We start from the raw sequence: 14,383 nt of genomic DNA, 5'->3' as shown, positions 1-14,383 counted from the left end.
CTCCTGCTTCGAAAACCGAGAGGTATTTCATGTCTGAATTCCAGCTAGTCACCCGCTTCGAGCCCGCCGGCGATCAGCCGGAAGCCATCCGCCTGATGGTCGAGGGCATCGAAGCCGGGCTGGCGCACCAGACGTTGCTCGGTGTGACCGGCTCGGGCAAGACTTTCAGCATCGCCAATGTGATCGCCCAGATTCAGCGTCCGACCCTGGTGCTGGCGCCGAACAAAACCCTGGCCGCGCAGTTGTACGGTGAGTTCAAGGCGTTCTTCCCGAACAACGCCGTCGAATACTTCGTTTCGTACTACGACTACTACCAGCCCGAAGCCTACGTGCCGTCATCGGATACGTTCATCGAGAAAGACGCCTCGATCAACGATCACATCGAGCAGATGCGATTGTCCGCGACCAAGGCGCTGCTGGAGCGCAAAGACGCGATCATCGTCACCACGGTGTCGTGCATCTACGGTTTGGGCAGTCCGGAAACCTATTTGAAGATGGTGCTGCACGTGGATCGCGGTGACAAACTCGATCAGCGTGCGTTGCTGCGTCGCCTGGCAGACTTGCAATACACGCGCAACGACATGGAGTTTGCCCGTGCGACCTTCCGGGTCCGTGGCGATGTGATCGATATCCATCCGGCGGAATCCGATTTCGAAGCGATCCGCATCGAGCTGTTCGATGACGAAGTGGAGAGCCTGTCGGCCTTCGATCCACTGACCGGCGAAGTGATTCGTAAGCTGCCGCGTTTCACGTTCTATCCGAAAAGCCACTATGTCACCCCGCGAGAAACCCTGCTGGATGCCGTTGAAGGGATCAAGGTCGAGTTGCAGGAACGCCTGGAATACTTGCGCTCCAACAATAAACTGGTGGAAGCCCAGCGCCTGGAGCAACGCACCCGTTTCGACCTGGAGATGATCCTCGAACTGGGTTATTGCAACGGTATCGAAAACTACTCGCGCTATCTGTCGGGTCGCGAATCCGGGCAGGCGCCACCGACTCTGTTTGACTACCTGCCGGCCGACGCCTTGCTGGTGATCGACGAATCCCATGTCAGCGTGCCGCAGGTCGGCGCCATGTATAAGGGCGACCGTTCGCGTAAAGAGACGCTGGTGGAATACGGTTTCCGTCTGCCGTCCGCGTTGGATAACCGACCGATGCGTTTCGACGAATTCGAAAACATCAGCCCGCAGACGATCTTTGTCTCGGCAACCCCGGGCAATTACGAAGCAGAGCATGCCGGTCGTGTGGTCGAGCAGCTGGTGCGTCCAACTGGTCTGGTGGACCCGCAAATCGAAATCCGTCCGGCGTTGACCCAGGTCGACGATCTGCTCTCGGAAATCGGCAAGCGCGTGGCGCTGGAAGAGCGGGTGCTGGTCACCACGCTGACCAAACGCATGTCTGAAGACTTGACCGATTACCTGGCCGACCACGGCGTGCGGGTGCGTTACCTGCACTCGGACATCGACACCGTGGAGCGGGTAGAAATCATCCGCGATCTGCGTCTGGGCACCTTCGATGTGCTGGTGGGGATCAACCTGCTGCGTGAAGGCCTGGACATGCCGGAAGTCTCGCTGGTGGCGATCCTCGATGCGGACAAGGAAGGCTTCCTGCGTTCCGAGCGCTCGCTGATCCAGACCATCGGCCGGGCGGCACGAAATCTCAATGGTCGGGCGATTCTCTATGCCGATCGCATCACCGGTTCCATGGAGCGGGCGATCGGCGAAACCGAGCGCCGTCGCGACAAGCAGATTGCCTTCAACCTGGCCAATGGCATCACGCCCAAGGGCGTGTTCAAGGACGTCGCCGACATCATGGAAGGCGCCACCGTGCCGGGTTCGCGTAGCAAGAAGCGCAAAGGCATGGCCAAGGCCGCCGAGGAAAGCGCCAAGTACGAAGCAGAATTGCGTTCGCCGGGCGAGATCGCCAAGCGTATCAAGGCGCTGGAAGAGAAAATGTACCAGCTCGCCCGCGACCTGGAGTTCGAAGCAGCGGCGCAGATGCGCGACGAGATTGGCAAGTTGCGGGATCGGTTGATCACTGTTTGATTTGCTGCGCCTGAACCGGCCTCTTCGCGAGCAAGCCCGCTCCCACAATGATGAGGGTGGTCACACAATTTGTGTCCACCCACAGACCCTGTGGGAGCGGGCTTGCTCGCGAAGAGGCCAGTACGGGCGCTACAAATATCAATTAGTGTGCTTCGCCAGCCTTGAGTCCCGCCGGCAACGCCTTGGTCAGCAACACCGCCAGCATGCTGATCCCCAGCGCGATCCCGACAAAGTGAAACGCATCGTTGTAAGCCATGATCGACGCCTGCTGATGCGCAATTTCGCTGAGCTTGCCCAGCGCGGCCGTCTCACTGCCAAACCGATCCATCAGCGACGCCATGCGCTCGGCCACCTGCGGGTTGGTCGGCACAAGCGCTTCACGTAAATAATCAAAGTAAGTCTTGGTTCGCGCATCCAGCAACGTGGCGAGGAGGGCGATGCCAATGGCGCCGCCGAGGTTGCGCAGGATGTTGAACAGGCTCGACGCCGAACCCGCGTCCTGCGGCAGGATGTACGCCGTGGCGATCAACGAGATGGTCACCATGATCAGCGGCTGGCCCAGTGCGCGGATGATCTGGATTTGATTGAACTGCGGCCCGGCGAAGTCCGGGTTCAGCACGCCCGATGAAAAACTCGCCAATCCGAATAGCCCGAAACCCAGCGTGCACAGCCATTTCGGCGAGACGTACTTCATCAGCTTCGGCACCAGCGGTATCAAAAACAGCTGCGGCACGCCCATCCACATGATCACTTCGCCGATCTGCAGGGCGTTGTAGTTCTGGACCTGCGCCAGGTACAGCGGCAACAGGTAGATCGAGCCGTACAATCCGACACCCATCCCGACACTGGAAATACTCGATAAACCAAAGTTGCGATTGCGCAGGATGCCGAGGTTGATCAGCGGATTGGGCTTGGACGTCTGCACGATCACAAAGGTGATCAGGCTGACCAGCGCGATGCTGCCCAGGGCCACGATCAGGCTCGATTCCAGCCAGTCCTTGCGATGGCCTTCCTCTAGAAACACCTGCAAACAACCGAGGCCGACGCCCAGCGTGAGAATGCCGAGGTAGTCGGTGCTTTTCAGCAGTTCCCAATGGGCTTCTTTCTTCTCCAGGCCGTACATCAGACCGGCGATCATGATCAGGCCCGGCGGAATGTTGATGTAGAAGATGTATTCCCAGCCCCAATTCTCGGTCAACCAACCACCGAGGGTCGGGCCGATGGAAGGCGCGAACGTTGCGGTCATGGCGAACATCGCCATGCCTTTGGCTCGGTGGTGTTCGGGGAGTTTGATCAGCGTGAGGGTAAACGCCAGCGGGATCAGCGCACCGCCGGTGAAGCCCTGCAAGGCGCGGAAGACGATCATGCTTTCCAGGCTCCAGGCCATGGAGCAGAGCAGGGAAGCAGCGAGAAATCCGAGGGACACCCACACCGCCAGTCGCCGCGCCGAGAGCAACTGCACCAGCCACGCCGTCAGCGGGATCATGATGATTTCCGCGACCAAGTACGAGGTGGAAATCCACGAGCCTTCTTCCAGAGTCGCCGACAGCGCGCCCTGAATATCCTTGAGCGACGAGTTGGTGATCTGGATGTCGAGCACTGCCATGAAGGCACCGAGCATCACGCTCATGACCGCGATCCAGTCCCGCCGGGTCGGTTCGCCGACCGGGCGGATCAGTTGATCACCGGCCATCGTCAGGGGCGTCTTTAATGTTCACTTTGGCGGTGACTGACATGCCCGGACGAATCTTGCCTTGCAGCGGATTGTCCGCGGCGAAGGTCAGTTTTACCGGAATCCGTTGTACGACTTTGGTGAAGTTGCCGGTGGCATTGTCCGGCGGCAACAGGCTGAACTGCGCGCCCGAAGCGGCGAACAGGCTATCGACTCGTGCTTCGATGGGCGTGTCGCTGTAGGCATCGAACGTCAGTTCGGCTTTTTGGCCAGGCTGCATGTGGCCGATTTGGGTTTCCTTGAAGTTGGCCTGAATCCAGATGTCCTGATCCGGCACGATTGACATCAAGTAAGCACCCGCTTGCACATACTGGCCTTCGCGGGCGGCGCGCTGGCCGATCAGGCCGCTGATGGGCGCGTGGATTTCGCTGCGGGTCAGGTTCAGTTCGGCCTGGGCCAGATCGGTTTTGGCGTTGGCGATCATGGCGTCGAGGCGTTTGATCTCGGCGCTCAGTGAGTTGATTTGTTGGCGCTGACTTTGTGCGTCCGCCTGGGCCTTGGTCACTTGCGAGCGGGCGATGTGGTTGTCGGCGGAGAGGGTGGTCACCCGTTCTTCCGAGACATAGCCGGGTTTGCGCAGGGTTTGCGCGCGAGACAAATCGATCTGCGAACGACCGAGACTGGCCTGGCTGGACGCGACTTGCGCCTCGCTGGCGGCGATCAGACTGGCTTGCTGAGTCAGTTTGCTTCGGGCTTGCAGGCGTTCGGCTTCACGGGTGGCGAGGGTGGCGTTGGCGCGGTCGACGGCGAGGTGGAAATCATCGCCTTCGAGCTTGATCAGTAATTGACCTTTCTCGACGTGCTGGTTGTCCTGCACCAGCACCTGATCGATGCGCGCGCCCAATTGACTCGACACACGGGTGATCTCGCCCTGGACATAAGCGTTGTCGGTGCTTTCATAGAATCGCCCCTTGAAGAACCACTGGGCAAAAAAGCCCCCGGCAACCAGCAGGACGATCAACAGAAAAATAAACAGGCGACGCTTGAGTTGGACAGGCATGGGCAGACTGTAGTCGAGAATTTGTAAGGAAAGTTATCAGTGGTCAAATCTGGCATACAGCGAATGATGGGTAAATGCCATCGGCCGATAATCGGCCATTCACCAAGGCTAGAGCGCGTTGTAGACGCAACCTTGGCTTAAATGCCCTGCTCACTGGAGCCGGGCGGCCAACGCCTGTTACCATTCGCCCTTTGTTTTATCTTCATTTCGAGACTTGCCATGACCACCGTCCGCACTCGCATCGCGCCATCGCCTACCGGGGATCCCCACGTAGGTACCGCTTACATCGCTTTGTTCAACTACTGCTTTGCCAAGCAGCACGGCGGTGAGTTCATCCTGCGGATCGAAGACACCGACCAATTGCGTTCGACCCGCGAGTCCGAACAACAGATTTTCGACGCCCTGCGCTGGTTGGGTATCGACTGGAGCGAAGGCCCGGATGTTGGCGGCCCGCACGGTCCTTACCGTCAGAGCGAGCGTGGCGATATCTATCAGAAGTACTGCCAGCAGTTGGTCGAGATGGGCCACGCCTTCCCGTGCTTCTGCACCGCTGAAGAGCTGGACCAGATGCGCGCCGAGCAAATGGCCCGCGGCGAAACCCCGCGTTACGACGGCCGTGCGCTGTTGCTGTCCAAGGAAGAAGTCGCGCGTCGCCTGGCCGCTGGCGAGCCGCATGTGATCCGCATGAAAGTGCCGAGCGAAGGCGTTTGCGTGGTTCCGGACATGCTGCGTGGCGACGTCGAGATCCCGTGGGATCGTATGGACATGCAAGTGCTGATGAAAACCGACGGTCTGCCGACGTACTTCCTGGCCAACGTCGTCGACGACCATCTGATGGGCATCACCCACGTTCTGCGCGGCGAAGAGTGGCTGCCTTCGGCACCGAAACTGATCCTGCTTTATGAGTACTTCGGCTGGGAACAACCCGAGCTGTGCTACATGCCACTGCTGCGTAACCCGGACAAGAGCAAGCTGTCCAAGCGCAAGAACCCGACCTCGGTGACATTCTACGAGCGCATGGGTTTCATGCCGGAAGCGATGCTCAACTACCTCGGTCGCATGGGCTGGTCGATGCCGGACGAGCGCGAGAAGTTCTCGCTGCAGGAAATGGTCGACAACTTCGACCTGAGCCGCGTCTCCCTCGGCGGGCCGATTTTCGACATCGAGAAACTGTCGTGGCTCAACGGCCAGTGGCTGCGTGACCTGCCGGTGGAAGAGTTCGCTTCGCGCCTGCAAACATGGGCGCTGAACCCGGAATACATGATGAAGATCGCGCCGCACGTGCAGGGTCGGGTTGAAACCTTCAGCCAGGTTGCACCGCTGGCCGGTTTCTTCTTCGCCGGTGGTGTGAACCCGGACGTCAAGCTGTTTGAATCCAAAAAACTTTCGGGCGATCAGGTGCGTCAGTTGATGCAGTTGATTTTGTGGAAGCTGGAAAGCCTGCGTCAGTGGGAAAAGGACAGCATCACCGCAACCATCCAGGCGGTGGTCGAATCCCTGGAGCTGAAGCTGCGTGACGCCATGCCGCTAATGTTTGCCTCGATCACTGGCCAGGCCAGTTCGGTGTCGGTGCTCGATGCGATGGAAATCCTTGGTCCGGACCTGACCCGCTTCCGTCTACGCCAGGCGATCGACTTGCTGGGCGGCGTGTCCAAGAAGGAAAACAAGGAGTGGGAAAAACTGTTGGGCAACATCGCCTAAGGTTGTTTGATCCTGCGTAGGAGCTGCCGAAGGTTCGGGCCGTGTTCGGACGATCTTTTGATCCAGCTCTTCGGCGCTACCCCGGTTTTGCAGGGGGAGGGCGGTAAGTGATTGTTATGTCGGCAAAAAACTTTGAAATATTTTAAAAATAAGTTTGACAGCTTTCCGATGCGCCATTAAGATTCGCCCCGTCCTCAGCGATGAGGGGCTATAGCTCAGCTGGGAGAGCGCTTGCATGGCATGCAAGAGGTCGACGGTTCGATCCCGTCTAGCTCCACCAATTTACACTTCAAGGTCTGGCCACACCGGCCTTGAAGCGATCACCACTCAGCGGTGATCTGTTGTATAGAAGGGTTTGCGTCCCCTTCGTCTAGTGGCCTAGGACACCGCCCTTTCACGGCGGTAACAGGGGTTCGAGTCCCCTAGGGGACGCCAGTTTTACAGAAGCGATGTTGCAAGATGTCGCTCCGCCGCGAGGCGAAAAATCCGGGGCTATAGCTCAGCTGGGAGAGCGCCTGCATGGCATGCAGGAGGTCAGCGGTTCGATCCCGCTTAGCTCCACCAATTTTACAGTTCAAGGTCTGGCCACACCGGCCTTGAATCGATCAGCTCTCAGCACTGATCAGTTGTATAGAAGGTTTTGCGTCCCCTTCGTCTAGTGGCCTAGGACACCGCCCTTTCACGGCGGTAACAGGGGTTCGAGTCCCCTAGGGGACGCCACGATTACCCGCTCTGCGGGATTTTATAAGGGTCATTCAATTATTGAATGGCCCTTTTGTTTGTCTGGCGTTTGGCCAAATCCCCCTAATTCTTTCAAACTGTTCTTCAGACCAGCGGTCACATCCACGACTTGCGCAAAATTATTATGAGAATAATATTCTAGTCGTAATATTCGGAGGCAACGATGAACGATAAAAAAGCTCAAACCCGCGAACGCATCCTCAAGGCTGCCAGCGCAGCGCTGATTCAGCGCGGCCCGGCCGAACCGAGCGTGGGCGAAGTGATGGGTGCGGCCGGCCTGACCGTCGGCGGCTTCTACGCGCACTTCGAAAGCAAGGACGCGATGATGCTGGAAGCGTTCAAGCAACTGCTCGGTCATCGCCGTGGCTTGATCGCCGATATGGACGCCGAATTGACCGGCGAAGAACGTCGCGCGTTGGTTGCTGCGTTTTATCTGTCGCGCAAACACCGTGATTCCTCTGATTCAGCGTGCCCGATTCCGGCTTCTGTCGGTGAGCTGGGGCGTCTGCCGGACGCGTTTCGCGTGGCGTTGAATGAGCATGTGGAAATGATGGTCGCGCAGTTGGCGGCCAGCCCGGAAGACACCGACAAAGCCTTGGCCGACATGGCCTTGATGGTCGGTGGTTTGGCTTTGGCTCGCGCGTTGGGGCCAGGAGAATTGTCCGATCGATTGCTGCGCGCCGCCAAGTCTGCGGTGCTGTGACCTAAAGGCATTAGCCTGAGGAGTGAGAGCGATGAGCGCGTTAAAGTGGGTTCGTGGCGTTAATGGCACCTTGGGCTGGTTCGCACCGAAATTGGTCGCGAGCAAAATGCGATTGGCATTCATGACACCGCGAGAACTGCCGCCGCGTGATTGGGAATTGCCGCTGTTGGCGAAGTCCGAGCGAATCACCTTGCGCTTCGGTCTCTCGGCGCTGCGTTGGGGGCAAGGCCCTGCCGTGTTGCTGATGCACGGTTGGGAAGGCCGGCCGACGCAGTTTGCCAGCCTGATCACCGCGCTGGTCGACGCCGGTTACACCGTGGTTGCGCTGGACGGTCCGGCCCACGGTCGCTCGCCGGGTCGCGAGGCCAATGTGGTGCTGTTCGCCCGGGCCATGCTTGAGGCTGCTGCCGAGTTGCCACCGCTGCAAGCCGTCATCGGCCACTCGATGGGCGGCGCCAGTGCCATGCTCGCCGTTCAGTTGGGCCTGCGTACTGAAACCCTGGTCACTATCGCAGCCCCTGCGCGGATTCTCGGCGTATTGCGCGGTTTCGCCCGCTATGTACGGCTGCCACCGAAAGCCCGCTCGGCGTTCATACGTCAGGTCGAAAGAGACGTCGGCATGCGCGCTGCGGCCCTGGATGTCGCGCACTATCAGCTCGATATGCCCGGCCTGATCGTTCACGCCGAAGACGACTGCTACGTTCCGGTCAAGGAATCGCAGCTGATCAACGAGGCCTGGTTTGATAGCCGTCTGTTGCGCCTGGAGGAGGGTGGTCATCAACGGGTGCTGGCTGACCCTCGGGTGATCGAAGGCGTTCTCTCGTTGCTCGCCGGTCGCAGTCTGCAATCGCGCCAATCGGCCTGAGCATCCGTTACACTGCCCCGGTGAAAATTTTCTGACCGGGAGTGGGGCATGGGCTGGGATCGGGCAACGCCATTTATCATTGATCTGGAAGTCGGCGCAGAGGACATCGATGGGTTGGGGCACGCGAATAACGCGGTGTACGTGACCTGGCTCGAACGCTGTGCCTGGCGCCATTCCCAGCGGCTTGGCCTGGATCTGGTCGAGTATCGTCGGCTGGATCGGGCAATGGCGGTGGTGCGGCACGAGATCGATTACCTGGCGGCCGCCTATGAAGGCGATGAGTTGCAATTGGCGACCTGGATCGTCGATTGGGACCAGCGCCTGAAAATGACCCGGCACTTCCAGTTGAAGCGCCCCAGTGATAACACCACGTTGCTGCGGGCGCAGACCACCTTCGTCTGCATCGAATTGTCGACCGGCAAGCCCAAGCGCATGCCGGCGGAGTTCATCGAGGGCTACGGCCCCGCGTTGCAAGTCTTGGATACAACCACAATCTAATGTGGGAGCGGGCTTGCTCGCGAAGGCGGCGCATCGGCAGCATCACTGTTGGCTGACACAACGCTATCGCGAGCAGGCTCACTCCCACAGGGGAATCTGCGATGTTCTGCAGATTTTCCGCGCAATCCAGTAAACTGCCGCACGTTTTTCGTTGAGTGTGTTTCTCATGCAAATTGCTTTGGCGCCCATGGAGGGGTTGGTCGACAACATCCTGCGGGACGTGCTGACCCGTGTGGGCGGTATCGATTGGTGCGTGACCGAGTTCATTCGGATCAACGATCAACTGCTCACGCCTGCCTATTACCACAAATTCGGCCCGGAACTGCTGACCGGCGCCCGCACCGCCTCCGGCGTGCCGCTGCGGGTGCAACTGCTCGGTTCCGATCCGGTATGCCTGGCGGAAAACGCTGCGCTGGCGTGCGAACTGGGATCCGAGGTCATCGACCTGAACTTCGGCTGCCCGGCCAAGACCGTGAACAAGTCCCGTGGCGGCGCGGTGCTGCTCAAAGAGCCTGAGCTGCTGAACCAGATCGTCGAACACGTGCGTCGTGCCGTTCCGGCGCACATTCCGGTGACTGCCAAGATGCGCCTCGGTTTCGACAGCCCGGACGGTGCGCTGGTGTGTGCCACGGCCCTGGCCGAAGGTGGCGCGGCGCACATCGTGGTCCACGCGCGGACCAAAACTGACGGTTACAAGCCGCCAGCCCATTGGGAATGGATCCCCCGGGTGCAGGATGTGGTCAAGGTTCCGGTATTCGCCAATGGCGACATCTGGAGCGTTGAAGACTGGCGTCGTTGCCGTGAAATCAGCGGCGTCGAGGACATCATGCTCGGTCGCGGCCTGGTTTCGCGTCCGGACCTGGCACGGCAAATCGCAATGGCGCGGGCGGGTGAGGACGTCGTCGAGATGACCTGGGCCGAGTTGCTGCCATTGATTCAGGACTTCTGGCTGCAAGCCAAGGCGCAGATGACGGCACGGCAATCGCCGGGTCGCTTGAAGCAGTGGCTGGCGATGCTGACCCGCAATTATCCCGAAGCGGTCGAGCTGTTCACCGTGCTGCGCCGTGAGACCGAACTGGATCATGTCTCGCGTTTACTGGGTCTTCAGGTGTCCGAAGCTGCCTGAAAAAAATCTGTAGATAATCTCTTGAAAAGCAATCAGCGGTCCTTATTTAAGGATTACGCGATGCCGAATTCGGGTCGCGGAGACAAAAAAACTTGCTGATATGTTTCAGGAGATTTGAATCATGAGTACTGCATTTTCCATGGCACCACTGTTCCGTTCCTCGGTAGGTTTCGACCGTTTCAATGACCTGTTCGAATCCGCCCTGCGCAACGAGCCAGGCAGCACCTACCCACCTTACAACGTGGAAAAACACGGCGACGACCAATACCGCATCGTCGTAGCGGCCGCCGGCTTCCAGGAAGAAGACCTGGAGCTGCAAGTGGAAAAAGGTGTGCTGACCATCAGTGGCGGCAAGCGTGACGCGACCGAAGACGTCACCTATCTGTACCAAGGCATCGCACAGCGTGCCTTCAAACTGTCCTTCCGTCTGGCGGACCATATCGAAATCAAGGCCGCCGGTCTGAGCAACGGTTTGTTGAGCATCGACCTGTTGCGGGTAATTCCGGAAGAGGCGAAAGCCAAACGCATCCCGATCAACGGGACGCAAAAGCCAGCGCTGCAGCACTAAGGCAGCGCAATGAAAAGGGCGCCACTGGCGCCCTTTTTTGTGCCCATTTGTAGCCGCTGCCGAGCCTTCGAGGCTGCTGCTACAAAATTGCAGGTGTGCTGCTCTCACTTGAGCAGTTTCTGGAAGTCCTCCGCCGGCAGCGGCGGGCTGTGCAAATACCCCTGATAGAAATGGCAGCCCAGCCCCTGTAAGAATTCCAGCTGCTCCGGCGTCTCTACCCCTTCGGCAATCACTTTCAATTCCAGGCTGCGGGCCATGGCAACGATGGCGCGGATAATCTCGGCGTCGTTGGGGTCGGTGGTGGCGTCGCGGATGAACGATTGGTCGATTTTCAGGGTGTCGACCGGCAGACGTTTAAGGTAGGTCAGCGAGGAGTAACCGGTGCCGAAATCGTCCATCGCGAAACTCACGCCGAGTTTTTTCAGGCTACGCATTTTTTTGATGGTGTCTTCCAGATTCTGGATCACGATGCCTTCGGTGATTTCCAGTTTCAGCAGCGAGAAGGGCAGGCCGTGGCTTTCGAGGCTGTGTTCGATGCGTTCGACAAAGTCATTCTGACGAAATTGCCGTGGGCTGATGTTGACGCACAGGCTGAAGTCCAGCGGATTGACCAGGCCTTTGGCGATTAGTTGTTTGAAGGCGCTGCAGGCTTCGTCGACGATCCAGGTACCCACTTCCAGAATCAGCCCGCTGTCCTCCAGCACCTTGATGAATTCGGTGGGGGATTGCGCGCCGAGTTCTGGATGGTTCCAGCGCACCAGCGCCTCGGCGCCGACGATGCGGTCGTTCCGGGCGTCGACCTGAGGCTGGTAATGCACGCGGAACTCACCCCGGGAAAGGGCCAGGCGCAGGTCGGTTTCCATGCGCAAGCGTTCGCTCGCCGCCTTCTGCATGGTGTTGTGGTACATCTGCGCGGTGTTGCGGCCCGAATCCTTGGCCCGGTAGAGGGCGATGTCGGCGCGCTTGAGCAGGTCGGTCGGGGTCGAACCGTGATCGGGAATCAGCGCGATTCCGATGCTCGGAGTGACTTGCAGGCGTTGTCCGTCGAGGAACATCGGTTCCGACAGCAATTCACGCAAGGTGTCCGCCAGTTGCAGGACTTGCTCGCTGACCTCATTGCGCGAGCCTTCGAGTCCGCTGAGCAGCACCACGAATTCGTCGCCGCCCAGGCGCGCGACGGTGTCTTCCATGCGCACGCTGGCTTCGAGGCGCGCGGTGATGATTTTCAGCACGGTATCGCCCACCGGATGACCGAGCGAATCATTGATGTGCTTGAAGTGATCAAGGTCGAGAAACATCAGGGCGCCGCGCAGGTTGTGGCGCTTGAGCAGGGCAATCTGCTGACTCAGGCGATCCATCAGCAGGGCGCGGTTGGGCAGGTTGGTCAACGGGTCGTGGTAGGCCAGGTGGCGGATCTGCGCTTCGGCATTTTTCAACAGGCTGACGTCCCGCGCGGTCAGCAGCAGGCAGGCGGTTTCGTTGAGGGTGATCGGTTCTACCGAGACTTCTACGGTCAGCAACTCGCCGCGTTTATTGCGCCCGAGCATTTCCTGGTGATGCACCCGGCCCTTGATCTGCAGTTCGGCGAGCAGCGCCGAACGTTGTTTTTCCTCGGCCCAGATGCCGATCTGATACACCGTGCGCCCAACCACTTCATCGGCGCGGTAGCCGGTCAGGCGGCAGAAACCGTCGTTAACCTCCAGATAACGCCCGGTGTCGCGCTCGGTGATGGTGATAGCGTCGGGGCTGGAGTGGAAGGCCTTGGCGAACTTCTCTTCGCTGGCCTTGAGCGCGGCTTCCGAGCGTTGCTGCTGAGTGATATCGCGCAGGGTGGTGACGATGCACGGCTGATCGCCGACGCTGATCTGGCGGCTGGAAATCACGCAGGTCAGGGCTTGCCCGTCTTTGTGCTGAACGAGGATCGCCACATTGTTCAGACCCTGTTCGCGGATGACCTGCTCGATCCGTCGCAGGCTTTGCGCCGAAGCGTCCCATAGTCCGATTTCGTCGGCGACGCGGCCAATCACATCGGCGGCGCTCCAGCCGAAGGTCTGGGTGAAGCTGGAGTTGATCTCGATAAATTGGCCGGTGTCCTGACGGGTCACGCAAATCGGGTCCGGGCTGACCTGGAACAGGGTGGCGAACTTCTCTTCGGACGCCACCAGCAGCTGTTCGCGCTCCACCTGATCGGTGATGTCGAGCAGGGTTCCGGCCATGCGCAGCGGAGCACCGTTTTCATCGCGATAGAGTCGGGCGCGGCTTTCCAGGTAGCGCGAGCTGCCGTCCGGCAGTTGCACGCGGTAGGTCAGTTGATAATTGCCGGCCGGGCCTTCTCGCAGGCTGCGATAGGCGTCACGCATGGAGCCACGTTCTTCGTCGGGCACGCCTTCGAAAAACTCGTCGAAGGATTCATGGAAGGGTATGGCTTCCAGCCCATGTAGCTGGGCGGCGCGTGCCGAGCCGTACAGCATGCCGCTGGGGATGTGCCAGTCCCAGGTGCCCAATTGCGCCGAATCCAGAGCAAGGTCGAGCCGCTCCTGGCTGTCTTTCAGGGCAAGCTCGGCGGCTTTGCGTTCGGTGGTATCCAGAAATGTGCTCAGCAGATACGGCTGGCCTTCGAGCTCAACTTTTTGTGCGCTGAGGATGCCGTCGTGGATCTGGCCGTTGCTGGCACGAAATTGCACCTCCATGTTGATCAGTTCGCCCTTGGCCTTGGTGGCTTTGACCAGTTGCGCCCGTTGCTCTGGATGCACCCAGAGGCCCAGTTCCAGGGTGGTGCGACCAATAGCGTTCTGTACTGGCCAGCCAAACAGGCTTTCGAAATACTGGTTGGCTTCGCTGATCAGGCCGTCTTCCTGACGAGTCAGCAGGACCATGTTCGGACACAGGTGGAACAGCGTGGCGAAGCGTTTTTCCGAGCTGCTCAACGCCTGTTCGCGCTGGCGCTGGTGGGTGATTTCGCGGATGACGCCGATCATCCGTGGCCGGCCGTGTTTGTCCGGCAGCAGGCTGCCGTTGATTTCCAGCCAGTGCAGGCTGCCGTCGGGCCAGCGGATGCGGTGATGCATCGCCTGTTCCAGCGGGGCGCCGGCGATCACCGCGTCGAAGGCGCGAATGGTTTTCGCCCGATCCTCTGGCGGCAGCAAGTCGAGGTATTCCAGATCCGCCGGCAGCGGTTGCCGGGGATCGAAGCCGAACAGCGCCTGGGTACCCCGCGACCAACTGATCTGCCCGCGCTCGATGTCCCAATACCAGGCGCCCAGATGTGCACCGTTGAGGGCGGCCAGCAATTGTGGGGCGCTTTCCCAGCTCTGCTCGGACCGTTTTGGGTCAAGCGCCTGTATACGCGGCATCGGCGGAATACGGTCAACAGATTTCGGCATTGGCAAGCCTTGGCTGAGTGA

At 59.6% G+C, this 14,383-nt stretch carries 10 protein-coding genes and 4 tRNA genes; 11 read left to right on the top strand and 3 right to left on the bottom strand.

Going from position 1 to position 14,383, the window contains the following annotated elements:
• Window positions 1-29: 29 nt before the first annotated feature.
• On the top strand, window positions 30-2,045 hold the full coding sequence (uvrB, locus tag DFS28_RS15795) for an excinuclease ABC subunit UvrB (protein WP_111450547.1): 2,016 nt from the start codon (window positions 30-32) through the stop codon (window positions 2,043-2,045).
• A gap of 142 nt (window positions 2,046-2,187) precedes the next feature.
• On the opposite strand, the gene DFS28_RS15790 is transcribed toward uvrB, so the two are convergent.
• Window positions 2,188-3,738 carry an MDR family MFS transporter gene (locus DFS28_RS15790; RefSeq protein WP_111450546.1) on the bottom strand — a complete coding sequence of 517 codons (1,551 nt, stop codon included), beginning with the start codon at window positions 3,736-3,738 and terminating at the stop codon, window positions 2,188-2,190.
• Window positions 3,728-4,777, bottom strand: a complete 1,050-nt coding sequence (locus tag DFS28_RS15785; RefSeq protein ID WP_111450545.1) for an HlyD family secretion protein — start codon at window positions 4,775-4,777, stop codon at window positions 3,728-3,730. Before DFS28_RS15785 ends, DFS28_RS15790 begins: the two co-directional genes overlap by 11 nt.
• Window positions 4,778-4,996: 219 nt before the next feature.
• Here DFS28_RS15785 and gltX point away from each other — a divergent pair, with 219 nt between their 5' ends.
• The 10 genes from gltX to DFS28_RS15735 all read left to right on the top strand — a co-directional run bounded on the left by gltX (window position 4,997) and on the right by DFS28_RS15735 (window position 10,979).
• Entirely contained in the window at window positions 4,997-6,478 is a 1,482-nt protein-coding gene (gltX, locus tag DFS28_RS15780) for a glutamate--tRNA ligase (RefSeq protein WP_111450544.1), read from the top strand.
• Window positions 6,479-6,682: 204 nt separating this feature from the next.
• Window positions 6,683-6,758 (top strand) — tRNA-Ala (locus DFS28_RS15775).
• Between the two features lie 79 nt (window positions 6,759-6,837).
• Window positions 6,838-6,913 (top strand) — tRNA-Glu (locus DFS28_RS15770).
• Between the two features lie 53 nt (window positions 6,914-6,966).
• Window positions 6,967-7,042: transfer RNA gene (locus DFS28_RS15765), tRNA-Ala, on the top strand.
• An 80-nt stretch (window positions 7,043-7,122) separates the two neighbouring features.
• Window positions 7,123-7,198, top strand: a tRNA-Glu gene (locus DFS28_RS15760).
• Between the two features lie 184 nt (window positions 7,199-7,382).
• Window positions 7,383-7,922: a TetR/AcrR family transcriptional regulator gene (locus tag DFS28_RS15755; RefSeq protein ID WP_008151286.1), complete on the top strand. Its 540-nt coding sequence runs from the start codon at window positions 7,383-7,385 to the stop codon at window positions 7,920-7,922.
• A gap of 31 nt (window positions 7,923-7,953) precedes the next feature.
• Complete coding sequence (locus DFS28_RS15750) at window positions 7,954-8,787, top strand: alpha/beta fold hydrolase (protein ID WP_111450543.1); 834 nt, start codon at window positions 7,954-7,956, stop codon at window positions 8,785-8,787.
• Between the two features lie 48 nt (window positions 8,788-8,835).
• Window positions 8,836-9,285, top strand: a complete 450-nt coding sequence (locus tag DFS28_RS15745) for a thioesterase family protein (protein WP_111450542.1) — start codon at window positions 8,836-8,838, stop codon at window positions 9,283-9,285.
• Between the two features lie 166 nt (window positions 9,286-9,451).
• Complete coding sequence (locus DFS28_RS15740) at window positions 9,452-10,411, top strand: tRNA-dihydrouridine synthase (protein ID WP_008151277.1); 960 nt, start codon at window positions 9,452-9,454, stop codon at window positions 10,409-10,411.
• Between the two features lie 121 nt (window positions 10,412-10,532).
• Window positions 10,533-10,979 carry an Hsp20 family protein gene (locus DFS28_RS15735; RefSeq protein ID WP_111450541.1) on the top strand — a complete coding sequence of 149 codons (447 nt, stop codon included), beginning with the start codon at window positions 10,533-10,535 and terminating at the stop codon, window positions 10,977-10,979.
• A 104-nt stretch (window positions 10,980-11,083) separates the two neighbouring features.
• Here DFS28_RS15735 and DFS28_RS15730 read toward each other — a convergent pair whose 3' ends face one another.
• The gene (locus DFS28_RS15730) at window positions 11,084-14,362 is read right to left on the bottom strand and encodes an EAL domain-containing protein (RefSeq protein ID WP_111450540.1); all 3,279 of its coding nucleotides are present in this window, start codon (window positions 14,360-14,362) and stop codon (window positions 11,084-11,086) included.
• Between the last annotated feature and the right edge of the window lie 21 nt (window positions 14,363-14,383).

The organism is Pseudomonas sp. 478 (assembly GCF_003254125.1).
GTDB lineage: Bacteria > Pseudomonadota > Gammaproteobacteria > Pseudomonadales > Pseudomonadaceae > Aquipseudomonas.
The sequence above is the reverse complement of the archived record's forward strand: the minus strand, read 5'-3'. Positions and strand labels throughout refer to the sequence as shown.

Bases quoted from the DNA above. Each gene is read 5' to 3' on its own strand.
- uvrB (WP_111450547.1), top strand. From the start codon at position 30: ATGTCTGAATTCCAGCTAGTCACCCGCTTCGAGCCCGCCGGCGATCAG.
- DFS28_RS15790 (WP_111450546.1), bottom strand. From the start codon at position 3,738: ATGGCCGGTGATCAACTGATCCGCCCGGTCGGCGAACCGACCCGGCGG.
- DFS28_RS15785 (WP_111450545.1), bottom strand. From the start codon at position 4,777: ATGCCTGTCCAACTCAAGCGTCGCCTGTTTATTTTTCTGTTGATCGTC.
- gltX (WP_111450544.1), top strand. From the start codon at position 4,997: ATGACCACCGTCCGCACTCGCATCGCGCCATCGCCTACCGGGGATCCC.
- DFS28_RS15755 (WP_008151286.1), top strand. From the start codon at position 7,383: ATGAACGATAAAAAAGCTCAAACCCGCGAACGCATCCTCAAGGCTGCC.
- DFS28_RS15750 (WP_111450543.1), top strand. From the start codon at position 7,954: ATGAGCGCGTTAAAGTGGGTTCGTGGCGTTAATGGCACCTTGGGCTGG.
- DFS28_RS15745 (WP_111450542.1), top strand. From the start codon at position 8,836: ATGGGCTGGGATCGGGCAACGCCATTTATCATTGATCTGGAAGTCGGC.
- DFS28_RS15740 (WP_008151277.1), top strand. From the start codon at position 9,452: ATGCAAATTGCTTTGGCGCCCATGGAGGGGTTGGTCGACAACATCCTG.
- DFS28_RS15735 (WP_111450541.1), top strand. From the start codon at position 10,533: ATGAGTACTGCATTTTCCATGGCACCACTGTTCCGTTCCTCGGTAGGT.
- DFS28_RS15730 (WP_111450540.1), bottom strand. From the start codon at position 14,362: ATGCCGAAATCTGTTGACCGTATTCCGCCGATGCCGCGTATACAGGCG.